The 26901-nt window shown below is 54.8% G+C and carries 23 protein-coding genes; 12 read left to right on the top strand and 11 right to left on the bottom strand.

The genetic code is table 11. The annotated features are described in order from the left end of the window. Positions 1-8: 8 nt before the first annotated feature. The 4 genes from AAC060_RS11125 to AAC060_RS11110 form a co-directional block, all read right to left on the bottom strand. A complete protein-coding gene (locus AAC060_RS11125; protein WP_339826135.1) occupies positions 9-1271 on the bottom strand; it encodes an N-succinylarginine dihydrolase in 1263 nt (420 codons plus the stop codon). Then, positions 1268-2278 (bottom strand): arginine N-succinyltransferase, encoded by a 1011-nt coding sequence (locus tag AAC060_RS11120; protein WP_339826133.1) that lies wholly within the window; start codon positions 2276-2278, stop codon positions 1268-1270. The genes AAC060_RS11125 and AAC060_RS11120 overlap by 4 nt, the downstream gene beginning before the upstream one ends. Continuing rightward, positions 2275-3483, bottom strand: a complete 1209-nt coding sequence (locus AAC060_RS11115) for a hydrolase (protein ID WP_339826131.1) — start codon at positions 3481-3483, stop codon at positions 2275-2277. The genes AAC060_RS11120 and AAC060_RS11115 overlap by 4 nt, the downstream gene beginning before the upstream one ends. Before the next feature lie 69 nt (positions 3484-3552). Further along, positions 3553-3975: a hypothetical protein gene (locus tag AAC060_RS11110; protein WP_339826129.1), complete on the bottom strand. Its 423-nt coding sequence runs from the start codon at positions 3973-3975 to the stop codon at positions 3553-3555. Between the two features lie 174 nt (positions 3976-4149). Between AAC060_RS11110 and AAC060_RS11105 the strand changes: the two genes are divergently transcribed. Further along, positions 4150-6255 carry a malate synthase G gene (locus AAC060_RS11105; RefSeq protein WP_339826127.1) on the top strand — a complete coding sequence of 702 codons (2106 nt, stop codon included), beginning with the start codon at positions 4150-4152 and terminating at the stop codon, positions 6253-6255. Here AAC060_RS11105 and rsmA read toward each other — a convergent pair. From rsmA to lptD, 4 genes are all read right to left on the bottom strand, one after another. Beyond that, complete coding sequence (gene rsmA, locus AAC060_RS11100) at positions 6252-7079, bottom strand: 16S rRNA (adenine(1518)-N(6)/adenine(1519)-N(6))-dimethyltransferase RsmA (protein WP_339826125.1); 828 nt, start codon at positions 7077-7079, stop codon at positions 6252-6254. The genes AAC060_RS11105 and rsmA overlap by 4 nt on opposite strands. Next, a complete protein-coding gene (gene pdxA / locus AAC060_RS11095) occupies positions 7076-8083 on the bottom strand; it encodes a 4-hydroxythreonine-4-phosphate dehydrogenase PdxA (RefSeq protein WP_339826123.1) in 1008 nt (335 codons plus the stop codon). The genes rsmA and pdxA overlap by 4 nt, the downstream gene beginning before the upstream one ends. Next, complete coding sequence (locus tag AAC060_RS11090) at positions 8083-9447, bottom strand: peptidylprolyl isomerase (RefSeq protein WP_339826121.1); 1365 nt, start codon at positions 9445-9447, stop codon at positions 8083-8085. Before AAC060_RS11090 ends, pdxA begins: the two co-directional genes overlap by 1 nt. A gap of 98 nt (positions 9448-9545) precedes the next feature. Beyond that, entirely contained in the window at positions 9546-11759 is a 2214-nt protein-coding gene (lptD, locus tag AAC060_RS11085; protein WP_339826119.1) for an LPS assembly protein LptD, read from the bottom strand. Between the two features lie 268 nt (positions 11760-12027). Between lptD and AAC060_RS11080 the strand changes: the two genes are divergently transcribed. The 5 genes from AAC060_RS11080 (at position 12028) to AAC060_RS11060 (ending at position 16092) form a co-directional block, all read left to right on the top strand. Then, positions 12028-13485, top strand: a complete 1458-nt coding sequence (locus tag AAC060_RS11080; protein WP_339826117.1) for a leucyl aminopeptidase — start codon at positions 12028-12030, stop codon at positions 13483-13485. Between the two features lie 44 nt (positions 13486-13529). Further along, positions 13530-13967 (top strand): DNA polymerase III subunit chi, encoded by a 438-nt coding sequence (locus AAC060_RS11075; RefSeq protein WP_339826115.1) that lies wholly within the window; start codon positions 13530-13532, stop codon positions 13965-13967. Between the two features lie 106 nt (positions 13968-14073). After that, positions 14074-14580 carry a hypothetical protein gene (locus tag AAC060_RS11070; protein WP_339826112.1) on the top strand — a complete coding sequence of 169 codons (507 nt, stop codon included), beginning with the start codon at positions 14074-14076 and terminating at the stop codon, positions 14578-14580. Positions 14581-14666: 86 nt separating this feature from the next. Further along, positions 14667-15089 (top strand): nucleoside-diphosphate kinase, encoded by a 423-nt coding sequence (gene ndk, locus AAC060_RS11065; RefSeq protein ID WP_339826110.1) that lies wholly within the window; start codon positions 14667-14669, stop codon positions 15087-15089. A 235-nt stretch (positions 15090-15324) separates the two neighbouring features. After that, positions 15325-16092 carry an SDR family oxidoreductase gene (locus AAC060_RS11060; RefSeq protein ID WP_339826349.1) on the top strand — a complete coding sequence of 256 codons (768 nt, stop codon included), beginning with the start codon at positions 15325-15327 and terminating at the stop codon, positions 16090-16092. Positions 16093-16173: 81 nt separating this feature from the next. Here the strand turns inward: AAC060_RS11060 and AAC060_RS11055 are convergent, their stop codons facing one another. After that, positions 16174-16671: a nuclear transport factor 2 family protein gene (locus tag AAC060_RS11055; protein ID WP_339826107.1), complete on the bottom strand. Its 498-nt coding sequence runs from the start codon at positions 16669-16671 to the stop codon at positions 16174-16176. A gap of 83 nt (positions 16672-16754) precedes the next feature. On the opposite strand from AAC060_RS11055, the gene AAC060_RS11050 reads away from it, so the two are divergent. The 3 genes from AAC060_RS11050 (at position 16755) to AAC060_RS11040 (ending at position 20489) form a co-directional block, all read left to right on the top strand. Then, positions 16755-17528, top strand: a complete 774-nt coding sequence (locus AAC060_RS11050; RefSeq protein ID WP_339826104.1) for an SDR family oxidoreductase — start codon at positions 16755-16757, stop codon at positions 17526-17528. Between the two features lie 331 nt (positions 17529-17859). Further along, positions 17860-19605, top strand: coding sequence for a diguanylate cyclase (locus AAC060_RS11045; RefSeq protein WP_339826102.1), 1746 nt, complete (start codon positions 17860-17862; stop codon positions 19603-19605). A 302-nt stretch (positions 19606-19907) separates the two neighbouring features. Further along, a complete protein-coding gene (locus AAC060_RS11040; RefSeq protein WP_339826099.1) occupies positions 19908-20489 on the top strand; it encodes a LuxR C-terminal-related transcriptional regulator in 582 nt (193 codons plus the stop codon). A 177-nt stretch (positions 20490-20666) separates the two neighbouring features. Here the strand turns inward: AAC060_RS11040 and purN are convergent, their stop codons facing one another. Further along, entirely contained in the window at positions 20667-21632 is a 966-nt protein-coding gene (gene purN / locus AAC060_RS11035; RefSeq protein ID WP_339826096.1) for a phosphoribosylglycinamide formyltransferase, read from the bottom strand. Then, on the bottom strand, positions 21625-22731 hold the full coding sequence (purM, locus tag AAC060_RS11030) for a phosphoribosylformylglycinamidine cyclo-ligase (protein ID WP_339826093.1): 1107 nt from the start codon (positions 22729-22731) through the stop codon (positions 21625-21627). Before purM ends, purN begins: the two co-directional genes overlap by 8 nt. Positions 22732-22793: 62 nt before the next feature. Here purM and AAC060_RS11025 point away from each other — a divergent pair, with 62 nt between their 5' ends. The 3 genes from AAC060_RS11025 to AAC060_RS11015 are packed head-to-tail and all read left to right on the top strand — an operon-like array spanning position 22794 to position 26897. After that, the gene (locus AAC060_RS11025; protein ID WP_339826091.1) at positions 22794-24080 is read left to right on the top strand and encodes a heavy-metal-associated domain-containing protein; all 1287 of its coding nucleotides are present in this window, start codon (positions 22794-22796) and stop codon (positions 24078-24080) included. A gap of 12 nt (positions 24081-24092) precedes the next feature. Continuing rightward, the gene (locus tag AAC060_RS11020) at positions 24093-24710 is read left to right on the top strand and encodes an ATPase (RefSeq protein ID WP_339826089.1); all 618 of its coding nucleotides are present in this window, start codon (positions 24093-24095) and stop codon (positions 24708-24710) included. Between the two features lie 39 nt (positions 24711-24749). Further along, a complete protein-coding gene (locus AAC060_RS11015) occupies positions 24750-26897 on the top strand; it encodes an RNA degradosome polyphosphate kinase (RefSeq protein WP_339826347.1) in 2148 nt (715 codons plus the stop codon). The last annotated feature ends 4 nt before the right edge of the window (positions 26898-26901 follow it).

Genomic DNA, 26901 nt, shown 5'->3' with positions numbered 1-26901 from the left:
GGCAGCGGTTAGCCAGCCAGTTCGGATAATCCGCAAACTTCGAGCAGTCGGCTTCTGGCCTTGCCAATGGCAGCGGCAAGGTCCGGGGCGGAGAGCTGATCCGGATGGATCGCTTCCGGCCAAGATTCAGCTATCACTTTTTCAATTTGGTCGAGTTTCTGCGGCGTGGCCATGAAGCGCTCGTCAACCGTCAAGGGGTCGGCAACGACACGCAAGCGCAAACAGGCGGGGCCACCGCCGTTTGCCATCGATTGCCGGACGTTGACCGGGCAGAGCGTGCGGATGGGGCCGTTGCCTGACACGAGCTCGGTCAGATAGTTCCAGACGGCATCATTCTCTCGTGCTTCGGTCGGCAGGATCAGGGCCATGCCAGCAGCCTCGGGAAGTGTCACCAATTGGGCGTTGAAAAGATAGGATTTAATTGCATCTTCCAGACTGACCTTGTCGGCGGGAACGATGACAATCTCAGCGTCCGGCATTTTGCTCCGGATTGCGTCATAGAGCGCCTCGGGCCGTTCGAAGGCCTGTTCATGGGTGAACAACACCCGCTCGTTGGCCACTGCCACGACATCATTGTGGAACGCACCCGCTGCGATGGCGGTTTCCGCTTGCTGCGCGAAGATTACGCGCTCCTGGCCCAAGCCATGTATCCGCGCCACCGCCTTGCTCGCCTCGATATGCTGGCGGGCAGGAAAAGGTCCGCCGCTTTTGCCATAGACATATATCTCGATACCGGCAGCATCATGGGTGGAGCATAAGCGCATATGGTTGGCGGCGCCTTCGTCTCCGAACGGGGATGGGACGGGAGCGTGAACCGAAAAATACTCGTCGTTGGCAAAAGCCAGTTTCAGCTGTGCCAGCGTTCCCGGCCATTCATGGCTGCGGTGCGGCATGGTTTGCAGATTAGCGACTGTGAGATGGCATTTGCCGTCTGGAGCATCAGGAGCGGGCGAAATGGTTGCGGCATTGGCCGCCCACATCGAGGACGCGGAGAAGGCTGCTGCCCGCAAATGCGGTTCTGCGTCCGCAACTGTCGTCCCGAGCGCCGCTAACCAGCTCTCGTTCGGCCGGTCGAGCGGCATGAAAAAGCCCTGTGCCAATCCCAGATCGAGATTGTGCCGCATCTTGGCGATACCCTGCAACGCCGCTTCCCGCGGATAGGCGGTGGCTCCGGCATTGGTCGAAGAGGCAATATTGCCGAGGCTCAGCCCGGCATAATTATGGCTTGGGCCGATGATACCGTCAAAATTGATTTCAACGAGAGCGGTCATCGCGGGATATACCGGATTTTATCACCGACCGAGAGACCAATATTGACGGCCGCCTGTTCGTTGATCGTCACACCATCATCATTTTCGTCCAGCATTGCATAAGTTGCCTGAAAGCTGGCCAGACTGCCGCGCGAAATAATCACTTTCGTTTTGCCTTCGGCAAAAGCGGTGATTTTTGCCGACTTTGCATTGCGTATGCTGGTCACGTCGTCGGTCTTGGCAATCATCGTCGGGCCACCGTCAAAAATATCGACATAGCCGTCATAGGAGAAATTCTCGTTCTCCAGCATCCGCATGGCGGCACGTCCGTTAGGGTGGGGGATGCCAATCGCGGCTCGCGCAGATTCGCTGAGCATGGCTGTATAGATCGGGTGTTTGGGCATCAGGTCGGCGATGAACTGGTTGCCGTGGATGGCGTTGAAATAATCGGCTTCCTGAAAACTCATGCCAAAGAACCGACCGGCGAGCCCGTCCCAGAAAGGTGATCCGCCCGCTTCGTCAATGATGCCGCGCAGTTCGGCAAAAATCTTGTCGCCGAAGCGGTCGCGATGTTCCTTAATGAAGAGATAACGGCTGCGGGCCAGCAACATGCCAAGGCCGCCGGCGCGCTCGCCGGGGTGCAGAAACAGGCCGCCGACTTCGCTCGCCCCTTCAAGGTCGGTGACAAGGCCCAGCATCTGGGCGCTGAACGTCCGGTCCAGTTCCTTGCTGGTTTGCGACAGGGTGCTCAGGCGATAGGAATAGAAGGGCCAGGTCTGGCCAACTTTGGTGAACAATTGTGAGGTCCCCCGCACCGCTCCGGTTTCGACATTCTCCAGCACCATGACAAACAGATCATCGCCATGCGCATTGCTGTCGCTCTGATAGGCGCGCTCGGATCGTTCCAGTTTCTGGGTCAGCGAGTCCCGGTCTGCCGGCAGGTTGGTAAACCCGCCGCCGGTCAGTTTCGCCATTTCGTAAAGATGCTGCAGATCATCGACCCGCGCTGCGCGTATCCGGAAACTCATAATCCTCCCTTTTCGGCGATCCGCATGATCGTCAGCGCCGATAATTGTGTCCGTTCGACCAGACTTTCCGTTATCAGAAATTCGTCGGAGCTGTGGATCGCCCCACCGCGCACGCCCATCGTATCCACAACCGGGATACCGCAGGCTGCGATATTATTGCCGTCGCATACACCGCCGGTCCCACGCCAGTTGATGTCGAGACCGAGTTCGGCGCCGCATTGCTTCACCAGGCCGAAAAGCCTCTCTGCCTGAGGATCAATCGGTTTGGGCGGGCGGCCAAAGCTGCCGTGGCAATGGACGCTGAGATCATGCAGTTTCGCGATCTCTTTCACGATCTGATCAAGAGCGCATTGCGCCAAGGCTTGATCTTCCAATGACTTGGGCCGGAAATTGACTCGCAATATCGCATGATCTGGAACAGCATTATTCGGGCCGCCGCCATCTATTTTGGCCGGATTTACGCTGAGACCATCGCGATGCAATGCTTTCAGCCGCAAGGCCATGTCCGCTGCCGCGATCAGCGCGTTGCGCCCTTCATCCGGGTTGCGCCCTGCATGAGCGCTTTTGCCGGTAAATATGATCGAGAAATTGCCGCTGCCGCCACGCTCTCCGGCCAATGTGCCGTCGGGCAGGGCGGGTTCATAGGTCAGGGCAGCGGTCTTGCCCTTGGCCAGTCGCTTGATCCGCGAGGCCGATGATCCCGAGCCGACTTCCTCGTCGCTGTTGATCATCACGTCATAGCCGATCCGGCTGGCATATTCGCTTTGCTCGAGCAATTGTAGCGCGCCGAGCATGACCGACAAGCCGCCCTTCATGTCGGCAAGGCCGGGGCCGTTCAAAATGCCGCTTTCCAGTTCGACGATTTGTTGGAACGGGTGATCTGCCGCAAAGACAGTGTCCATATGGCCGGTCAACAGCAGGCGCACCGGCGCTTCGGGGCGAACAGAGGTGACCAGGTGCTGGCCGCGCTGGACCTGATCTGCCGTGCCATCGGCGCGCACCGCCTCGACTGGTGCGGGATCGATCAGGCTGGTCTCTCCGGGCAAAACCGAAAATGCATCTGCCAACAATCCGGCAACGGTTGCCAGGCCATCGAGATTGGTGGTGCCGCTGTTGATTTTTGCCCATTCAACTGTGCGCGGCAGAAGTGGCAGGCTGACGGCGCTCTCCAGCATCTCTTGTTCGGGGAAGGAATCTGCTTTCATTTGAAACCGATAGCATTTCGAGCCATTAATCGTAACCCGTTTCTCTTCGACTTCCTGAATCCCGGCTCATCAGCTTTGCGCTTCCTCGACGAGCGTCTGGAAGCCGGTGCGTATTTCTGCCCAGACCGTTAGTTCCTCCGCGCTCGTTTCCGGTATAGTGTCCGAAATGATCGTGATGGCGGCGTCGATTAGTCCCGCGAACCATTCTGTTGAAACGTTCAAGGCATGTTTGTGATGAGGAACGGTGCTGCCGAACATGATCCGGATTTCCTCTGGTCTTTCATACCAGTTCAGCAGGCAATAAATCACGCTCTCAACCATTTCTGCTTCAAGTTTGACGCTATTGCCGAGGCCATGGTCCTGAAAAGATATTTTTGCCCCGGGATGGCTGGCATAATATTGCGTCATGACGGGCTCCGTTATATCACCCAAAATGGTTGCGGCCCGTTCAAGACTGGCTTCCAGAAGTTCGTTTTTTTGTTTCGTTTGCATACGCCCCGATTCCTGAACCTATAAGATTACGTCCGCAATGACTCAATTCTGCCATTTACAAAACGGATGCACAACGTCATATCCCGCCGTAATTCCTCCCCGGACTATCTGCAAATCGGCACTGATACTCGCTTTCAGCATCGAAAAGTGCCTTATCATTGAAGAGGAAATCCCATGTCCAATTATGTCAGCCAGAATGGTATCCAGATCGCGCAGGAGCTGTTTGATTTTGTGAACGACCGCGCTTTGCCGGGAACCGGCGTTGCTCGCGCGAAATTCTGGAACGAATTTGCTGACCTGCTTGGCCATTTCGCCCCCCGCAACGCGGAGCTTCTGGCAAAGCGGGAGGATATTCAGGCGCAGATTGATGCCTGGCATATCGAGCATAAGGATCAGCCGATTGATCAGACCGAATATCAGGCGTTTCTGAAGAGCATCGGTTATCTGGTTGAAGAACCAGCGGCCTTTTCCATCGCAACGGAAAATGTCGATCCGGAAATCGCGACCATGGCCGGACCGCAGCTGGTGGTACCTTCGCTCAATGACCGTTTTGTTCTGAACGCTGCCAACGCGCGTTGGGGAAGTCTTTACGATGCCTTCTACGGTACGGATGCGCTGGATGCGCCTCCAGCCAAACCGGGCGGCTATGATCCGCTGCGCGGGTCTGCCGTCATCAAAGCGGCAAAAGCCTTTCTCGACGAAGCCTTTCCGCTTTCGACTGGATCATGGAATGATTATGCGGGCGGTGAGCCAGCCTTGGCTGATCCAGCGCAACTGGTGGGCCGGAATGGCCAGTCGCTGCTGCTCAAACATAACGGACTGCACGCGGAAGTCGTGATCGACCCGGCGCACCCGATCGGCAAGGATGATCCCGCCCATATCGCAGATGTCCTGATGGAAGCGGCGCTGACCACGATCATCGATATGGAAGACTCGGTCGCAGCGGTAGACGCTGAAGACAAGGTGCTGGCCTATAGCAACTGGCTTGGCCTGATGCGCGGCGATCTCGATGCGTCCTTTGAAAAGGGCGGCAAGACGATCGAACGCAAGGCCAATCGGGATCGCGACTATGCTGATCTGGACGGCAAGGCTTTCACATTGCCGGGCCGCAGCCTGATGTTTGTCCGCAATGTCGGCCATCTGATGAGCAACCCCGCAGTCTTGCTGGCCGACGGGTCGGAAGCGCCGGAAGGATTGCTTGACGGTGTTTTCACCAGCCTGATCGCGATGCACGATGTTAAGGGACTGGGCGAACTGCGCAACAGCCGCGCCGGATCGATCTATATCGTGAAGCCGAAAATGCACGGGCCGGAGGAATGCGGCTTTACCAATGATTTGTTCGATGCGGTGGAGGACCTGCTTGTCCTCGACCGCCACACCATCAAGGTCGGTGTGATGGACGAAGAGCGCCGGACGTCGGCCAACCTCGCGGCCTGTATCCATGCGGTGAAGGACCGGGTCGTGTTCATAAACACCGGCTTCCTCGACCGCACCGGCGACGAAATCCACACATCGATGCAGGCGGGCGCGATGCTGGCCAAGGGCGATATCAAGAAGAGCGACTGGATCACCGCCTATGAGCAGCGCAATGTCGCCATCGGTCTGGCTTGCGGCATGTCCGGCAAGGCACAGATCGGCAAGGGCATGTGGGCCGCGCCCGATATGATGGCCGACATGATGGAGCAGAAAATCGGTCATCCGATGACCGGCGCCAATACCGCCTGGGTACCGAGCCCGACCGCGGCAACGCTGCACGCGATCCACTATCACCGGGTCAATGTTTTCGACCGGCAGAAAGAGGTCGCAGCTGATGGCATTGCGTCGCTCGACAAATTGCTGACCATTCCCTTGGCCGATGGCCATAATTGGTCTGATGCAGAGATAGAACGCGAACTGGACAATAATGCGCAGGGCATATTGGGCTATGTTGTCCGCTGGATTGATCAGGGGATCGGCTGTTCCAAGGTCCCGGACATCAATGATGTCGGCTTGATGGAAGACCGTGCGACACTGCGGATTTCATCGCAGCATATGGCAAACTGGATGTTGCACGGCGTCTGTTCGGCCGCGCAGGTCGATGCCGCCTTGTTGCGGATGGCAGCTAAGGTCGATGGCCAGAATGAAGGAGATCCGCTGTACTTGCCAATGGCGCCGAATCCCGATGACAGCCTGGCTTTTCAGGCGGCTCGCGATCTGGTGTTCAAGGGCGTCGAGCAGCCGAGCGGTTATACCGAACCGTTGCTCCATGCTTATCGGCGGAAACTGAAAGCGGCTGGCTAGGAAAGTAATCTCGCCAGTTCGACGAATTCGGAAACGGCCAGCGTTTCGGGCCGGCGTTGGCTGTCAATGCCGGCCTGCTCGAGGGCTTCGAGTCCGCCGGGCAGTTTCTTGAGGCTTTGACGGAGCATTTTTCGCCTCTGACTGAAAGCGGTCTGCGTCAAAATCTCGAGCTTCGCAAAATCAACGCCCTCGGGCTGGGCCTTGGGAACCAGATGGACGACCGCCGACATCACCTTTGGTGGGGGTGTGAAGGCCGAACGGTGGACCGTCATCGCCAGCTTGGCCTGACTGCGCCACTGCGCCAATATGGAGAGGCGGCCATAAGCGCCGGAACCGGGTTCTGCGACGATCCGGTCGGCGACCTCGCGCTGGAACATCAAGGTCAGCGATTGCCATTGCGGAGGCCATTGCGGTGCCGACAGCCATTGGATGAGCAGCGCCGAGCCGACATTATAGGGCAGGTTGGAAACGATATGAAACGGCCCGTCAAACAGGCTGCCATGATCAAGGGCAAGCGCATCGTCATTGATCAGTTTCAGCTGATCGGGAAAGAAATCGGACAATTCCGCCAAGGCTGGCAGGCAGCGCTCGTCGCGTTCAACAGCGATTACCGACGCACCTGCTTGCAGTAAGGCGCGTGTCAATCCGCCAGGGCCGGGCCCCACTTCGAAGACCGATTGCCCGTCGAGCTTACCGGGAACCGCGGCAATCTTGTCGAGAAGCTGCATGTCGAACAGAAAATTCTGGCCCAGCGCCTTGCTTGCGGTCAGGCCGTGTTTCTTGATCAACTCCCGCAGCGGGGGCAGGATAATATGCTGGCTCAATGGCCGTGGATCTGTCGGTTGGTGACGGCAGTAGCGGCCATCTGGATCGCAGCAATCATCGATCGCGGATCGGCAATATCTTGTCCGGCGATATTGAATGCGGTTCCATGATCGGGTGACGTCCGGACGATAGGCAATCCCAGGGTGATGTTGACTCCATCAAAGAAATGCAGGGTTTTCAAAGGGATTAAGGCCTGATCATGATAGGGACACAGAGCGACATCATATTTGACCCGCGCTTCCTCGTGGAACATCGTATCTGCAGGGAGTGGATCGGTAATGTCCATGCCTTCCTGACGGAGTTCATCGATAGCCGGTTGCATGATCCGCTGTTCTTCATCGCCAAGATTGCCATTCTCGCCGGCATGCGGGTTGAGCCCCGCTATTGCAATGCGGGGTTTTTCTATGCCAAAATTGCGGATCAACGCTTTCTCGGCGGCGCGGGCACGAGCGAGGATCAATCGTCTGGTGATATGCTCGGGGACGTCTTTCAGCGCGATATGAACAGTCATGGGGACAACCCGCAATGTTGGCCCGGCCAGCATCATCAGGGCATTTTCCCGTGCTATTCCACAGCGCTCCGAGACAAATTCTGTCTGGCCGGGATAGCGAAAGCCGATCTTGTAGAGCTGGGACTTCGATATCGGCGCGGTGATTACTGCTCCCGCATCTCCAGAGCGTGTCAGTCCGCAGGCGATCTCGAGTGCATGAAGCGAGCATTGTGCGCCATCCAGCGATGCCTCTCCCGGCACGGCCGCCGCTGCTTCATGAATGTGGAAGACAGGCAATGCTTTGTCAAACATCTCGCGAGCCTGCATCGGCTGTTCAATTTTCCGGGCAGGAACACCGGGGAGATTCTCGAAATCGGCAAAATTGCCGATGGCAAAAAATGGTTTCAGACCGGCTTCTGCTCGCTGTTTCCAACTCTTGCCTATGATCTCAGGCCCAATACCCGCCGGATCGCCGCAAGAAACTGCAAACGGTTTGGCATTCCAGTCTGTCATTAATTATATTCGATGATCGCGTCGCGTCTCAGATCCCGCAAATAAATCTGGGCCCGTTTGTTGACGCGGTCATTTTCCAAACGAGACATGATGTCATCAAAAGACGGGGCTGAAGCATTTTGCGGATCATCGCGCCCGCACAGGATAAGTACGCGAACGCCATCCTCAACCGAACCAAACGGCTGGCTTGCTTGACCGATTTGTAGTTCCCCGATCGTTCCTTGCAAGGCGGCGGGCAGGTCGCGAAGTTTCACCTGGTCGTTGTCGACGACGCTGGCACCCAGTTGCGCAGCAACTTCATTGGCCGCTCCGCAGCCCTTGATGCTCTGTGTCGCCTTAGCAAATTTTTCGGCCTGTGCAGCAGCTTGTGATTCGGTGATCCCAGCCGGAAAGCTAATTGCCAATTGCTTTAGACTAAGCAGAGCATTGCGGGGATCCGCGGTAAGCACCTGCCGGGAGTCAATCAGATAGAGGATCGAGAAGCCGCCTGGTACGTCGATCGGTCCGACAACCTGTCCGACCTGCATCTGTTCAGCGGCATCAGCAAGCGTCTGTGGCAATTGAGCGGGACGGACCCAGCCAAGGTCACCGCCGGTTGCTGCGGTCGAGGCTTCCGAAAACTGCCTGGCATATGCAACAAAGGAACCGCCTGCGCGGATCTGCTCCAGGATATTTTGCATATTTTTGACGACCTGTTCCGCCGTTTCCTGAGAGGCAGACATATAAATTTCGCCGATACGAAATTCGCTTGTACCCTTGGAGGCGTTCAAGCGTTCTATAATGGTGTTTACCTCTTCATCACCGACGTTGATGAATGGCTGGATATTACGGCGAAGCAGACGGCTCCAAGCCAGCTCGCCCTTGATTTGGCGCTTCAGGGTATCGGTGGAAGAGCCTTGGGTCCTCAGATATTGATCAAACGCGCCGACGTCCTGTTTGAAATTCTGTTGGGCTACTTGGCGGAAAGTTGCTTCAACCTCTGCTTCTCCAATGTTGATTTCATTGGCCTCCGCTTCTTGAATCTGCAGCGTTTCATCGATCAGGTTTCGCAACACCTGAAGTCGCAAGCGCTGTATCTCTTCATCAGAAACTTCGCCGCCATTGGCTGCGATAATCAGTGCCAGACGATGGCCGACATCGGTTCCGGTTATGATATCGCCGTTGACTATCGCTGTAGCGCGGCGAACATTCGGGTCATTTTTGCCGAATATTGTCAATTCGTCGGGAATATCCAACCCGGTTTGCGGCAACGAAGCATCTGCAACGGTTTGACTTGCGGATGGAGAAGCCCCTGCAATGGCAAGCGCAGCAATCAACGTTGCCTTGGTTTTAAAACCCTGAATTTTCATATTCAATAAATTCATTTCTTGTATCTTCTCAACTACTAAGAGTTATTTTCATGCGGCAAATACCAGTTGTCTGCTGAACCCAATATGAGCGGGTTACCGCGTTTGAAAGTCCTTTACACGCCCAGATTGCGCAAGGCCAGCCGGAACAGAAAAGTACTGCCGCGCTGGGCATCGCCGGTATCCTCATAGTCATAACGCCATGTGACGCCCATCGAGAGACAGCCGTCATCATAAGCGACACCAAGACGATGTCTCACTGGATCATAGCCGTCCGCTATCGAAAGAGGGTCCTCGCTACGATCCGTCAGATCGATGATGGCAGAGCCGAAAACGGACCAATATTTATCAATCTGATAGCGGCCGCCGATTCGAACCTCTTCGCGATCACTAAGATCTTCAAGTCCTGACCCGATATTGCGGTTTAGGCGCAGATATCCGATTTGAGCATAAGTGCTTTTCGAACCGACAGTCGCGTCGATCTCGTTGCGCCGTACAGCAAGATTGTCCTTGTCCAGCCGAAAGCGGTGTGTGAATTTCACGACGTCCTTGAACCGGACATTGGTCCGGCCAACGATATCGGAAAATCGATCGGACAGGCCTGTGCCGTCCGGGACGATATTATCGTTATTTTCCAGCCGATAGCTCTGGCCAACGATCATGTTCAGTTGCAGATTCGGACGATTGATTTCCCATTCTGCTCCATAGGTCGCCCGGACATTGTCCTCATAGCGATCATAGCCGGGAAAGCGGTTGAGAGCGAAAAGGTTGCTGTCTTCCAGATCAACGGCACGGGAATCTTCATTCGGAAGCGAGAGATTGGCCAAGCCCGGCGTCGCTACAATCTGAAAACGCGGTGTGATCGTCTGCGTGCCGCCAAAAGCCTCGCCGATGAGTGGCCATTTCACATCAATAGCAGCTGTCGCAATTGCCCTTGTCTGCCAACCGCCATTACCACGATAGATAGCAGTTTCGTTGAGCGCATTGTCGTCACTATGATATACATCGCCACGCACAAAACCGGTGAAGGTGATTTCTTGCCCCCAATCGGTGAGTTTTCTCAGATCCCAGCGGGCAGAGCCAAAGGCGCGTTGCGTATCCTGGCCCTCGCTGCGACCTATCGCCAGACTATTTGCCTGCAGCTGCAGGCGACCGCCCAGAATCGGATCGTCAAAACGCTTCCGATAATCAATGACAGGCAGAGCGACGGGAACCCGGTTTTGCGGATCGTCCACGCGTAGTGTCTGAAACGCCCAGCCAGCAAATGAAAAATAGCTGCTGTTGCTGATCCGTTCTAGGTTGATCGTTGAACGGAGGCTGTCGTCGTCACTGATATCGTAACGCCGCAGGAACGTGCGATCTGAGGCGATGCGAGCTGATTGGGAAACAGTCCATTTATCGTCGAGCCGGAACCGCCCGTTGGTCGCAAAATAGCCGCGAAAATCACTTTCGGCGTTGGGTATTGTCGCTGAGGCACCGGTCGCGATGCGCGAACTATATGTCGCATATCCGGTAATTTGAAATGCACCTTTTTCATCAAGGCTGCGAAACGTCCCGCTGACAAGGGGTGCAACATCGGTAAATACCTGCGCGGTGACGGTGGCATCCTGATTGGGAGCTATATTGAAATAATAAGGCACTGTTACGCCAACGCCGTTCACCGAGTCGAATTTAACACCCGGAACCAAAATGCCACTGCGGTTCTCGTCACTTATGGGGTGTGATAGGCCGGGCAAAGGTATGACGGGCAACCCAAAAATTTCGATGCGAGCGCCTTCATATTTTACTCGCTTTTTAACCGGATCGTAGATCACCTTAACAGCCTTGATCTGCCAGCTAGGGCTTTTCGGGCATCCTTCTTCGGTTGTCACTGCACACGCAGTATAGGCTGCATTATGGAGTGCAAGCGTACCATCTGCAAAACGTTCGCTTCGTTGCGCGGCCAATCTGCTGCCATCGTCAAGAACAAGCAGAAGATTGTCGATGGCCCCGTCTCGCAGGCTATCGGTCAATTCAATCCTGTCACCGTAAGCCACGTCACCATCGGGACTGATTGACCGGATGTTGCCCTCTGCGACGACCAATCCGGTTTTTCGGTTCCATACAACCTGATCAGCACGCAGCTTATAGCCGTCGCGATTGAGCATTACATTGCCCTGAGCGGTAACGACGTCGTTGGTGAAATCATAATCAAGCGTGTCAGCCTTGAATTCGATCTCGTCTTTTTGCTGATCAGAGGTCGTGATCGCGTCTACCGGTGTTTGGCCGATCGCCGGAACCGGCGCTACAGCAGCCAAGACTAGAGTGAAAAGGGCGGGTGAAGATTTCATCGACTGGCTCAACCTGCTTTTGGCCCCATTTCGGACAGTATTAAATATCGCGCTGTCCATCTTCCGAATGCCTATTGCACCAGTTTGCTTGGTCTGCAAATTTTCTTTGCCAGATTCTGATGAACAGATGCTTGACCCAAAAACCAAGACGGTGCAGCAACGCCCCACGATAGGATGAATGTCGACCGGATCAGGAATGAGTCGGTTCGACGAGTGGACCCATAAGGCTTTTCACTCTTCAAAACACAAAAATAAGGACAGTTTCCCGATGAATTTTAACTTTGCCAACGAGCGGCCTACGGATGCTGATGCGATCATCTTTGCGATCACCAAAAATGGTTTGAATGAGGTCGAGCTTAAACTGGAGCAAGCAAGCACCGTGAAAGCGGCTGCGCAAGCGGCCCGGTTTGAAGGGAAACTTGGCGAAGTTTTTGAAATTTTCGTACCCGAGGCAGGTACGGTTTTGCGGATAGTGTTGACAGGCTTGGGCAAAGGCAAGGCTAAGGATGCCGAATCTGCTGGTGGTTCAGCCATAGCCAAAATTCTTGCGTCCGGTGCCAAGCACGCCGTTATCGAACCATCAGGTCTGGACGAGGAACATCTGTCCCGACTGCTCTTCGGTGCAAAATTGCGCAGCTGGCGGCATGATAAATATCGTACAACCATGCCCGAGAAGCAGAAGGTCACGCTCGAGAAAATCACGGTACTTGATCAGGACATGGCAACCGCAAAAGCTTGGCAGGATCTTTCTGCTGTGGCGGACGGGGTTGCCCTGACTCGCGAACTGGTCGCGGAACCGGCGAACGCTATCTACCCTGAAAGCTTCGTCGCCCGTTGTGAAGAATTGAAAGAGCTTGGTGTCGAATTCACCGTTCTCGGCTGGGATGAAATGGAAAAACTCGGCATGGGCGCGCTGCTTGGCGTATCTCAGGGCTCGGAACGTCCACCACGTCTGCTCGCGATGCGCTGGGACGGCACCAATGGTGCGCAGAAGACACCGCTCGCTCTGGTCGGCAAGGGCGTCACGTTCGACACCGGCGGGATTTCATTGAAGCCGGGTGCCGGCATGGAAGAGATGAAATGGGACATGGGCGGCGCTGGAGCCGTTGCCGGAACCATGAAAGCGCTCGCTGGCCGTAAAGCCAAGGCGCATGTCGTCGGCGTTTGCGGGCTGGTCGAAAATATGCCGGACGGCAAAGCACAGCGCCCTGGCGATGTCGTGACCAGCATGAATGGCCAGACAATCGAAGTGATCAACACCGACGCCGAAGGGCGGCTGGTATTGTGCGACGCGATGCACTGGACACAGGAAACGTTCAAACCGGAAGTGCTAATCGATCTGGCGACCCTGACCGGTGCGATGATTATCGCGCTGGGTAATGAACATGCCGGTTGTTTCAGCAATGATGATGACCTCGCCGACGACCTCATCGATGCGGGTAAGGAATCCGGTGACCCGCTGTGGCGGCTGCCGGTTGGTCCAGCTTATGACAAGCTGATCAACTCGCCAATCGCCGATATGCAAAACGTCGGGCCGCGCGGGGCAGGGTCGATTACCGCAGCGCAATTCCTCAAGCGTTTTGTTAAAGATGGCGTGAAATGGGCGCATCTCGATATTGCGGGCATGGTGTGGGCAGATAAACCCAGCGCGGTTTGGGAAAAAGGCGCTACCGGTTTTGGTGTGCGTCTGCTCAACCAATATGTTGCTGACCATTTCGAAGATTGATCCGGTTATAATAATGCGGCGAATCTTGAGTCGGAAGTCATGCGGTGCGGGTTGATTTTTACCATCTGACTCGCGATCCAGCGGAGAAGCTGGTGCCGATGCTGGCGGGCAAGTCACTGGACGCTGGGAAACGGGTTTTGCTGTTGTCGCGGGACGAGGCTGGCTGTGTCGCGCTCAGTAATGCCCTGTGGCGCGATGACCCGACTAGCTTCCTTGCCCATGATTTCGGCGGATCAGAACGGCAGGCGGATCAGCCGATCCTGGTTTCCGATCAATGCGAGCCGGAGAACGGAGCTCCCTATATCATCCTTTCCGACGGCCTGTGGCGAGAAGCGGCGCTGGCGTTCGAGCGCGCATTCTTCCTGTTTACTGTTAACCAGATCGACCATGCGCGCACCGTCTGGCGGGAATTGACCGCTAATGATGTTGTCACCCCGCGCTACTGGAAGCAGGATGGCGGGCGCTGGGTAGAGGGCCCTTGACCCGGCTCGCTTAAATGCACCGCGATTTGCATGGTCGGGTTTGCGCTGGTCCGGATTGTCTCGTATATCGCGAACCGGTCGTGCCACCATTTCCGGAGCTTTCCCGATGCACAAATACATTGTCCTGCCGCTGAGCCTAGCAATTGCTGCCTGCGGGAGCAGCGACGAAGAAATGGCTGCAGGTTCGTTTGACAACGGCTATGGTGGAGCGGGCAGCTATGCCCCAACCGGGGAGGAAGCGAATAGCCAAACCGTCGTCAAGGCCAACCAGGGCATGGTGCGGATTGCAATGGGTGACAAGGCAGCCGAAGATCTGCCGATGGATATCAAACTCTATCCCGGCGCTGATATCCAGACCAGCATGGCGGGTGCTGGCGAGCGAAAATCCGGCGCGATGGTGGTCTTTACGACCAGCGATAGCGCAGAAGATGTTATAGACTTTTATCGCAAGGAATTGGAAAGCAAGGGAATCGGTTTCAAAAAAGAGATCAGGTCCGGCGACAAGCGGACGATTAGCGGTGAACGGACGAGCGGTGAGGGGGTTCATGTCTCCGTGACCAAATCGCCCGATGGTACCACGACCGCGACAATTATAGCCAGCGACGCCAGCTAGCTTTCAATCGAAAACTTGCCATGCTGCAGTGCAGCGGCTAAGGGCGGCCCGACTTTTGATTATCCCTACATTTATGGAGCATTATCATGGCCGTGACACGGACATTTTCGATCATTAAACCGGACGCTACTCGCCGCAATATTACTGGTGCTGTCACCAAGATGCTGGAAGAAGCCGGACTGCGCGTCGTAGCTTCCAAGCGTATCCACATGACCAAAGCACAGGCAGAAGGCTTTTACGCAGTTCACAAAGAACGTCCTTTCTTCGGCGAACTGGTCGACTTCATGATCAGTGGCCCATGCGTCGTTCAGGTTCTCGAAGGCGAAAATGCGATGCAGGCCAACCGCGATATCATGGGTGCGACCAATCCTGCTGATGCTGCTCCGGGCACGATCCGCAAGGAACTGGCCGAAAGCCTTGAAGCCAATACGGTTCACGGTTCCGATAGCGATGAAAATGCAGCGATCGAAATCGCCTATTTCTTCAACGAAGACGAAATCGTCGGCTAAGCCCCACGTATTTTGTGACGTTTAAAAACGCCCGGTTGCAAATATTGCGGCCGGGCATTTTTGTGGGTTATCGGGAAAAAGGGGGAGGCAAGCCGGTTCCACTCGCGACGACAAATTCTCGCCGCGAGATTTATCTGAAACTTCCTGACAACTGATAAAATTTGCGTGTAGCGTGCCCCCAAGAATCTACGCCCTATTTGAAGGAATTTTCCCCGTGCAAAACAATCTATTTTCCATGCATGACAAAGTCTGCGTTATCACTGGAGGTTCCAGGGGGTTGGGGAAAGCGATGGCACGCGCCTTCCTGGAGGCAGGAGCGAAAAGAGTATATATCACTGCTCGTAAACCCGAAGAATGTCAGCAGACCGCCGACGAACTGTCCGGTCTGAGCGAGAACGGCGAATGTGTGGCACTTCCCGGCGACATGAGCAGCGGGGAAGGTATTATTGGCTTCGCCAAGGCGCTGGCGGAACGGGAAGATCATATCGATGTGCTCGTTAACAATGCCGGCACCGGCTGGATGGCGCCGGTGGAAGAATTTCCCGAAATAGGCTGGGACAAGGTCATGGACCTTAACGTGAAGACGCCGTTCTTCCTCACCCAGCAGCTTTTGCCATTGTTGAAAGCAAGTGCGACGCCCGAGAAAAGCGCGTCCGTCATCAATATTGGATCGATAGCCGGAATTATGGGGAGTGCGGCAAGCGGCATTAGCTATGGTACGTCCAAGGCGGCCATTCACCAGCTAACCCGGAACCTTGCCAGCCTTCTCGCCGATGATAACATCCGGGTGAATGCCATTGCCCCAGGGCGTTTCCATTCAAAAATGACCATTTCAGTTGAGCAAGATAAAGAACAATATGAACGGGAAATCAAAATGATACCGCTGCACCGATGGGGGCATGATGAGGATATAATGGGACCGGCACTCTTGCTGGCGAGCAACGCCGGGGCCTTCATGACCGGCGAAATCATCACGGTCGATGGCGGGTATCTGCTAGTTTAGAAAAACCAACGGAGCAGACGATCCGGCTACATCCAGATCGTCTGCTCTGTGGACATGACAGCGCTCAAGGCGACAGAATAACTAGCTGTCTCCCGCGTGATTCCCCAGTGTTATCGCCGAACTGGTCGCTTCTTCTGAGCGTTCCCAGTCGTGGACTGCGTTGCGCCGAACGATGATCCAGCTGTCATCCCGTCTTTCCAAAGTGTCGCAATAGCGGCCGGCAACGATCCAGTCGATGGCCTTGCTGCTGCCGTTGCAAGCATGGAAATCCGGATTGCCAGCTTCGATATAGTGATAAGCGACAAAATTGGCTTCGGTGGTGGCGCTGTGGCCGTCCTCCGACAGCGCGATATGGATATTCGCGAGCGAGTGGTGGGTGCCGGGGATATTTTTCAGCGTTTCACTGGCAAAGCCGATAAATTCGTCCGGTGGACCTTCGTAATCGCCATGTTTGTGGACATGGTCATCGGCAAAGCAGGAGCGGACCAGCGGCCAGTCGCGGCGGTCGATGCCCTTGCAATAGCGATGCAGGACATCGCGGATTTCCTCGCGGGCCGACAGTTGCTCCAATGTGTACATTCTTGATATCTCCTAATTTTGTCAGTCGTTATTATTTGACTCCGGTTCTAGCCTGAAACCAATATCTGATGAGGAGATAAAGCATGGGCAGACTGCAAGGCAAAGTGGCAATAATAACAGGTGCGGCCAAAGGATTGGGTGAAGCCGATGCCCGGATGTTTGCGCGCGAAGGTGCGACAGTCATCCTGACAGATATGGATGCCGAGAATGGTAATCGCGTCGCGGGAGAAATTGGCGGCGCCGCCGAATTCCAGCTCCAGGATGTCGCTGATGAACAGGGATGGGAGGATTTGATTGCCGATGTCGTCTCCCGTCATGGGAAACTCGACATATTGGTCAACAACGCCGGTGTTGTTGAACCCGGAACGATCGAGACGCAGACCGCAGAGGAATATCGCTTTGTCATGTCGGTGAGCGCTGATGGCGCTTTTTTCGGCTGTAAATATGCAGTGCCTGCGATGAAAGCCTCGGGCGGCGGGGCGATTGTCAACATGTGTTCGATAGCGTCGATCGTCGGCGAGCCGATTGTGGTTGCTTATGCCATGGCAAAAGGGGCGATCGAAAGTCTGACCCGGAGCGTCGCCGTGCACTGCGCCAACAATAAATATAATATTCGCTGCAACAGCGTACACCCTGCCGGTATCCTGACTCCGATGGTCATGGACATCGGACCGAAAGTTATGGGGCGCGATGATCTACGCCCGGCAAGCGACGGACCGGCACCCAGCGCCCTTGGCGCTCCGGATGATATCGCCAATACCGTGTTGTTTCTGGCGTCGGACGAAAGCAAATTCATCAATGGGGCAGCCATTCGCGTCGACAATGCGAAGTCCGTGATGGAGGGCGTGGTTCCCTGATTCATTGATCGAGAGTGACGTCAGGATTGCCGCTCTCGATCTCATTTGAGTCTTTCTCTCGGCGCAGATTCAGGTCTGCGTCGCCGATAGTTTATGTCATTGCTCCGCGCGACAAGTGACCCTTAATCCGATCATTCGCTTTTCGACGATTGTCGGGCATAGTGAGCGTCATCCAGTGATACTGATCCTTCCTCGTCCTATTTGCTGAAATAGCTGACGCTGAACTCGTCTTGATGTGTAGTGATACGCCTGTTTACGTTGCGTAAAGGATGATACGCTAGCGTCCTTCCAGGGTCTAAAATCAAAGTTTCTGGAAATCGGCACGCTAATAATGATGAAATTGCGTTATCTGTTGTGGCTACTCCTGATCAGTCCGTTTTTTCTTGTGTCGCCCATGTCTCCGGCAATGGCAGAGCCGGCGGCCATAACGAATTTCAGCCACCGCATTTGTAGTCTGGCAGACCATGCTGAGGCCAGCCCTGAAGAGATATTGAAATTACGCTCGGCTTTTGATTGCGGTTCTGACAAGCTGGCCAAGAATACCGATATGTTATGGATGATCGCGGATATCGGCGATTTGCAAAAAGATATGGCGGAGCCGGTGATGCGCTTTCGCGCGGCGCGGCAAGGCGCGGTGACGCTGCATAGCATTTATCCCGATGGCAGCAGCCAGACAAAACTATATGATCAGGCCGAGATGACCGCACGCTGGCGCTCGCCTTATGCGGTCGCGCTGCCTCTGGTCAGCCGCGATGGCCAGCATCCAGAAACCGTGCTGATCGGTGCCGCCAATCCATGGGATCCATCCAACTGGAACGACATAGAATTGGTCGATGCCAAGGACGATCTGGCGCTGCATGAGCGCGGCGAACTGGTCAGCGTATTGGTTGCCGGGCTGCTATTCGCGCCATTGCTGCTGGATTTCGTGTTTTTCATCGTAATGCGCCAGCGGTTCATTCTCTACCATAGCTTGATGGTGGTCGCCATTGTGGTCAATCACATCTGCTGGTCGGGACAGATATTCGACCTCTTTCCTGCGGCGACGTTGGTTCAGCGATCATGGATTGCCTTTATCGCGTTGGCGACCCTGGCCTTTGGCGGATGCATGCTGATCCGCTCGCTTTGTAATCCGGACAAACTTGGTAAATGGGGTGCGTTTTCGCTAAAGTTTGTGGCCTGGAGCACTTTGGTCACGACTACTATCGTGATGATCTTTGCCGAGCAATTGTCGCTTACAGGCTCGCTGATATTCCACATTGCCTATGGTTTTATGGCCATTGTCGCGGTCGGCAATTTGCTGCGCTGCGCGATCAAAGGTGACAAAATGGCGATGCTGTTAATGATGGGCCTGTCTGGCGCAGGATTTATTGCAGTAAGCCGGATTATCCGCGCTTTTGGCTGGATCAACGATCTGCCGATTTTTGATTTCGGGTTTTACATCGCTATACTGGCGGAAGTAGTGGCGACCAGCATTGTCGTCGGATATCGAGTGACGGCTATGCGTCGCGAGCTGGATGACGCCCTGATGGTCAAGCAAGGGCTCGAAGATATTGCCTATACCGATGAGCTTACGGGCGTACCCAATCGCCGTGCCTTTTCCATGGCATTTTCCAAATTTGCCACGCTCAGGAAGAACCGCGATCAGATCTGGGCGTTGGGGATTATCGATATCGATAATTTCAAAAATGTGAATGACCGCCACGGCCATGACGTTGGTGACAAGGTATTGGTACAAGTGGCATCAATCATGAACAACCATTGCGGACATGGTGATTATCTCGCACGTTTCGGCGGAGAGGAATTTGCCATACTGATTTCCGGCAGAACCACAAATGATGTAGCGCGCTTCGCACAGGAGCTGGTCGACAGCTGCGCCGCACATGATTTCAGCGATGGCGAGGAGAATATCGGTCAAGTGACCATCAGTATCGGCCTGCACTTGTTGGATCGCGAGTCAGGTGGAGATTTGGAAACAAGCTTCCGGTTGGCCGACAAGGCGCTCTATGATGCGAAGAGAGCCGGCAGGAACCGGATCCGCTTTGCATCGCCCAACAAGCCCGAACTGATTGCTGCCTGAAATTAGGTTCGATCATGACAGTTTTTGTAATGTATGATTGTGTCTATAAATGACCGCAGGGCGTTAGTCGTTATTCTGATAAGGGCTCCAAAAAACGGATGATGATACGTCGTTTCATTCAAGATGCGCCGGTCCGTTAGCGGCCCGATAGCAGAAATCTCAACAGATCCATTAACGTTTGGCCCAACGGCTTGCCATGAACTGGGAAAATCGACTAGCTTAGCCAGATGGATCTAGAACAAAATACCGGCGGGGAAGGGCAGTTGGCGGTTTCCCAATCGGATATGCCAAAGGCTTCAGTCATGGCGTTAATCGAAAAAAGCCCGATTGCCTCGGTGGTCAGCAACCCCCGTCTTTCTGACAATCCGATTGTCGCAGTTAACGATGCGTTCCTGCAGCTGACCGGATATGATCGGGACTTCATTATTGGCCGAAATTGTAGGTTCTTGGCAGGGAAGGCGACTGAGCCTTGGCTGACAGAAGAAATTAGACGCGGTGTGCAGCAACGAAAATCTGTTCTCGTCGAGATATTGAATTACAAGAAGGACGGCACGTCATTTCAGAATGCAGTGCTGGTGGCGCCCTTGTTCGATGAGCAAGGCGAACTGGAATATTTTCTGGGATCTCAGGTCGAAATAGATGCCGAATCGCCAAGCTTGTCGAAGGCGCGCCGGATGCGGGCCGTCGCGATTGTTAAAGACCTGTCCAAGCGGCAACGGGAAGTGCTGCAATTTATCGCCAAGGGTTTGCTGAACAAGCAGATTGCCCATGAATTGGGGCTTAGCGAACGAACCATCAAGATGCATCGGTCGATTCTGATGCAGCGTCTCGACGTTCCCAGTGCTGCGGATATGGTGCGGCTGGCGGTAGAAGCGGGGATGTAGAATTGTCGGACATACGGCCTAAAGACCGTATCGATCTTGCGCTGGTGTGGAGCTAATGAGAAAATCGTATCGCGGGTTGGAGCTTCTTGCCCCATTTTGGTGCGTATTTAATTTTGGGCAGCAGATACTCCCTCCTCCTTGTTGTCCAAAGAGTTCTCGCCCGTGATACAAATTGCTCTAGAATTGATCCGCGATTGCGATCATTTTGGTTAACCTTTTGGGCGCGACGCGTTGCCAACTCTTGCGGAGCCAGTCGGCAATATGGTCCCAGTCTGTGCTGCCGGTATCCAGGCGGATCGCAATCCAGCCTGACTTTCCCAAAAATTTCGGCGAATAATAAAGGTCAGGATCAGCATCGATCAGCGCCATTTGTTCGTCCAGTCCGGATGTTTTAACCAGCAATCCGATGCTTTCCTCGCCATATAGTCTCTGGGTGAAATAGGCGAAATATTTGCCGTTCTTCTCGCCGCCGACGCGCCAGCCGGGTGATCCAAAGCTCAATCGTTCATAAGCCTCCTCGAGCACAAGCGCGCGGTCGCGTATCTGTTGCAATATCCAGTCGGGACTGGTCTCGCGGGTGACATAATGGGCGAGCGTTGCCGGATAAAGTTGATGCTCGGCAATCAGCGTCCGGCTGGCTAGACTGTCGGCGTCATCATCCGGCATGATGGCCACTTCTGTCTGGGCGAGGATCGGCCCGTCATCCAGTTCCGGGGTTACCAAATGCACGCTGCAGCCCGCGACCTTGTCACCGGCATCGATTGCGCGTTGATAGGTATCTAGTCCCTTATATTTGGGCAGCAGGCTCGGATGGATGTTGAGCATTTTATCTGCCCATTTGGTAACAAAGCCATCGCTCAAAATCCGCATATAGCCGGCCAGCACGACATATTCTGCACCGGAGCGAACGATCGCATCGTGCATGATGTCATCATGGTCTTCGCGCGCCATGCCCTTGTGGGGATGCGCGAAAGTAGTGATGCTCTCTGCTTCGGCCAGCCGCAAGCCGGGGGCCTCCGGATCATTGGACGCCACAAGCACGATGTCATAAGGACAGTCCGGGGATTTGGCGGCATAGACAAAGGCCGCCATATTGGATCCGCGGCCGGAAATTAATATCGCGATTTTGGCTTTTTCAGCCATTGTGGGTAGCGATCCAGTCGTCGGTCGCCGACCATGTTCCGCGATTGCCGGTTACCGAACAGCCTTTGGTACCATCACGGACATCTCCGACTCGGTGGACTTTTTCACCGGCAGCTTCGAGATCTGACGTAATCGCATCCACCTCGTCGGGCGAAACAGCCAATATCATCCCGATTCCGCAGTTGAATGTCCGTGCCATTTCCTCGGGCTCGATATTGCCCTGGGCTTGGAGGAAGGCCATCAGGCGGGGTTGTACCCAGCTTGCCGCATCGACATGGGCGTGTAGCCCCTCGGGCATGACCCGCGGGATATTTTCCAGCAAACCTCCACCGGTGATATGGGCGAGGGCCTTGATTCTGCCCGATTGCATCAACGGCAGCAGCGACTTTACATAGATTCGGGTCGGTGCGATCAATGCCTCGACCAATAATATGTCTGGGTTGAACAGGGCAGGGCGATCCATTTTCCAGCCCTTGTCCGCTGCGAGTCGGCGGACCAGTGAAAAACCGTTGGAATGAACGCCGGAAGATTCGAGGCCGAGCAGGATATCACCTGCAGCTACATTGGCTCCGGTCACGACCTTGTCACGCTCTACGGCACCGACGCAGAAACCGGCGAGATCATAATCGCCTTCGGCATACATACCGGGCATTTCCGCAGTTTCGCCGCCGATAAGGGCGCAGCCGGACATCTTGCAGCCTTCGGCGATGCCGGCCACAACCCGTTCAGTAATGCCGTTCTCCAGCTTGCCGGTGGCGAAATAGTCGAGGAAGAATAAAGGCTCTGCGCCTTGCACGATCAGATCATTGACGCACATCGCCACGAGATCGATTCCGACCGTGTCATGCCGGTTATAATCAATCGCGAGCTTGAGCTTGGTTCCTACGCCATCATTGGCGGCGACCAGAAGCGGGTCATCATAACCGGCAGCCTTCAGATCAAAAAATCCTCCGAACCCGCCTAGCTCGGCGTTAGCACCCGCGCGCGCGGTGGCTTTCGCCAGCGGCGCAATTGCTTTGATCAGGGCATTGCCCGCGTCGATGGAAACACCGGCTTTCGCGTAGGTGTAAGAATCTGGCTCATTTTGCTTTTCACTCATAACTTGAGCGATTAGACAACTCGCGGCTGGATTTCCACGCCATAATCGTCAAAAGGGCGCAAATGAGTATTTTGACTGACTTCAGGATCAAGATTGCCGCCATCATCGCGGCTGTAATGATGCTCGCCGTGGCGGTCGTCTATGCGCAGCTCGACGGCACAGAACGCGGAGTTGCACCGCTCGCCAGCACTGGCGACTTCGAGGTCATGGGCGTGAAAGTCGATGTCCATGGGGATAATGCCTTTGATGCCCGTAAAAAGGGGTGGGAAGAAGCGCAGCGCTTGGCTTGGAAGATGTTGTACAAAAGCACACAGGGCGGGGAAAGCGCCGGCCTGCCTGACGGGACGCTCAATACGATCGTCTCCGCGATCGTCGTTGAGCAGGAGCAGATCGGACCGAAGCGCTATATCGCAACACTGGGCGTGATGTTCGATCGGGCCAGAGCCGGCTCGATTCTGGGTGTTAGTGGCCGAAGATTGCGGTCTCCGCCGATGCTGGTCCTGCCGATCATGTGGAGCGGGGGATCAGCCCAAGTGTTCGAAAGCCGCACAGAATGGCAAAAAGCCTGGGCACGTTTCCGCTCCGGTGAAAGCGCGATTGATTATGTCCGCCCTTATGGATCAGATAGCGAATCGCTCGTATTAACCGCTGGGCAGGCTAACCGCCCGAGTCGGCGGTGGTGGCGGAATATATTGGATCAGTTTGGCGCAGCCGATGTCGTAATACCTATCGTCCGATTGACCTATATGTATCCCGGTGGGCCAGTTAAAGCGCGATTTACCGCACGTTATGGACCCGACAATAAATATATCGGCAGTTTTTCGCTGAAAGTGGACCGGAGCGAAGATATTCCCAAGATGTTGGATCAGGGTATCGTAAAACTGGATAATATTTATGCCAGCGCCCTGGCGCGCGGCATATTGAAAACAGACAAGTCGCTGATTGTAGAAGATCCCTTTAATCTTGACGATCTGGATCTTGCCGATTTCGATCTCGGTGATGATGTGGCGGACGAGGTTGGTGTTAGCGAAGCTGCTGCAAGCGTGGCAACCACCACTACATCAGAAACTGCCGGCGAAGCGCCTGGAGCAGGTCCAGCTGCCACGACCAGCGTTTCTTTGCAGTTTGATACGCCGGATGTTGGTGCGGTCGGGCGCGGAGAATCGTCGGTGCGGGCGATCCCCGGGGTCGCCTCTGCTTCGACATCCAGCCTCGCGCTTGGCGGTGTTTCGGTCATGAGCGTGACTTATAGGGGTGATATCGCGGCTCTTGCTCAGGCGCTGCGGTCCCAAGGCTGGCAAGTTCAACAGGGAGCAGGCACATTGCGTATCAGTCGTTCCGGACAGTAAGGAAACGAGACCGTGAGCCAGATAGCCTTACCGCTTGAACAAGGACCGCCGCCGGAACAGGACGGATATCTGGTGACCGCCGCCAACGCCGAAGTTCACCAGCAACTGCAAAATTGGCGGGATTGGACCCATCATACGATGATTTTGACCGGACCTGAAGCCTCCGGCAAAACGACGATGGCGGCGGCATTCAAGGCGGAAAGCGGCGGGCTTTGCCTTGAGGATGCGTCAGAATGCGAGGATACCGAGATATTCCATCTATGGAATCGAGCAAATAGCGAGAAAAGGCCGCTGCTATTATTGTCTGCTGAGCCAGTGGCGGAATGGGGTATTTTACTTCCCGATCTGAAATCCCGTCTCGCCGCATCGCTACATCTGGAAATTGGCGCGCCCGATCAAGCTATGATCGATGGTCTCTTTCAAAAATATTTTGCCGTCCGCGGATTAACGATATCCGAAGACGCTTTACGCTATCTGGAAAAGCGGATGACCCGGTCCTACGGAATGGTCCGGAAACTGGCACAAAAAATGGATGCGCTTGCGATTGAGACGAAAAAGCCGATAAACTTGGCTATTGTGAAATCCGCGCTGGGCTTTTTTGACACTGGTGATGAAAAGGTTGATGGATAAGCGATGGATGATCCAGTTGCAGAGACGCTCGACGAGGATATGTTACTCGGGGGTACTGGTAATCTCACGGAAGATGCCAGTCAGCGCTATTTTAATCGCGAAATAAGTTGGCTGGGCTTTAACGAGCGGGTTATCGAAGAGGCTGAAAATAGCGCCCATCCATTGCTGGAACGGCTGCGCTTCCTGTCGATTTCCGGTAATAATCTTGACGAATTTTTCATGGTTCGCTTTGCCGGATTGGTGGGCCAATATCGCCAGAAAATAGAGGAGCGGTCGGCCGATGGTCTGACCCCAACGCAACAGTTGGACGCCATAGCGATCCGCGCCGATACTTTGCTCGAACATCAGCAGCGTGTGTGGTCGGCTTTGTCTAAAACCTTGGCGGAAGAAGATATATTTGTTTCCACCGTCGACGCACTGATCGATGATTCCAAGGCTTGGCTCAGACAGCATTTTCTTGACCAGATCTTCCCGGTCTTGACCCCGCAGGCGCTCGATCCGGCCCACCCTTTTCCATTCATTCCCAACAAGGGGTTGAGTCTGGTTTTTGATCTGGTCAGGGAATCGGATAATCAGGGTATAAGAGAGTTGGTGATGATCCCTTCCGGTCTCCCCCGCTTCATTCGCTTGCCGGGAGAGTCGGCAATCTATGTGTCGGTCGAAACCGCTATTCAGGAATTTCCCGATATTCTATTCCCGGGCTATATCGTAAAAAGCAGCGGTTTGTTCCGGGTCATCCGTGACAGCGATATCGAAGTCGAGGAGGAGGCCGAGGATCTCGTGCGCTATTTCCGCAGCGCGATCAAACGCCGCCGTCGGGGCGACGTGATTCGTTTGGAAATGGGGCCTAAACTCGCCGAGCCAGTGGTCGCGATGTTACGCGAGCATTTGTTGCATGAAGGCGCGACCGAAAGCCGGATCAACGGTCTGGTCGGCATTGGCGATCTCGATATATTGGTCGATGAAGACCGTCCGGATCTTAAATTCACTCCTTATAGCCCGCGTTTCCCCGAGCGTATTCGCGATCATGGCGGTGATTGTTTTGCCGCTATTCGCGACAAAGACATATTGGTTCATCACCCCTATGAATCATTCGAGGTGGTAATCGAATTTTTGCGACAGGCCGCTGCCGATCCGGATGTCGTTGCGATCAAGCAGACGCTCTATCGTGCGGGTAAGCAATCTGCCATCATCCGGGCGCTGATCGATGCAGCGGAAGCCGGTAAATCGGTAACCGCGATCGTTGAACTCAAAGCACGTTTTGATGAAGAGCAGAACCTGCTCTGGGCGAGCGCGCTGGAGCGAGCCGGCGTACAGGTCGTTTACGGGTTTATCGAATGGAAAACCCACGCGAAAATATCGATGGTCGTGCGCAAGGAGCAGGAAGGCTATCGCACTTACTGTCATTTTGGTACCGGCAATTATCATCCGATTACCGCCAAAATCTACACCGATCTCAGCTTTTTTACGGCAGATCCCCGGGCGGCTCGGGATGCGGCACAATTGTTCAACTATATCACCGGCTATGTCGAACCCAAGGAACTGGAACTGATCTCGATGTCGCCGCGGAATATGCGCAAAGATTTGATGGGACTGATCGACAAGGAAATCGACAATGTCCGTTCTGGCAAGCCGGGTATGATCTGGGCGAAGATGAATTCCCTTGTCGATCCGGCGTTGATCGAGAAATTATATCAGGCGAGCAATGCCGGTGTCGAAATTGATCTGGTCGTTCGGGGCATTTGTTGCCTGCGTCCGGATGTGCCGGGCATGTCGGATCATATCCGGGTAAAATCGGTGGTTGGCCGTTTTCTGGAACACAGCCGTATATGGGCCTTCGGCAATGGCAGGGAATTACCGAATGACGGAGCAAAGCTCTATATTTCGTCGGCTGACTGGATGCCGCGTAACCTGGACAGGCGCGTGGAATATATGATGCCGATTACCAACAAGACCGTTCATGACCAGATATTGGATCAGGTCATGGTTGCCAATTTGATTGATGACGAACAGAGCTGGGAATTAAATGCCGACGGCAGCTACACAAGAGTGAAGCCTTCCGACAAGCCGTTCAACCTGCATCGCTATTTTATGACCAATCCGTCACTTTCCGGACGCGGCAAGGCGCTTAAGAAAAGCAATGCGGTTCCCCGGCTCAGCTTGCGCCGCCGCAAGGAAAAAGCGTGACCGA

The sequence above is a fragment of the uncultured Parasphingorhabdus sp. genome (assembly GCF_963975555.1).
GTDB lineage: Bacteria > Pseudomonadota > Alphaproteobacteria > Sphingomonadales > Sphingomonadaceae > Parasphingorhabdus.
This window is presented reverse-complemented; position numbering and strand designations above follow the sequence as displayed.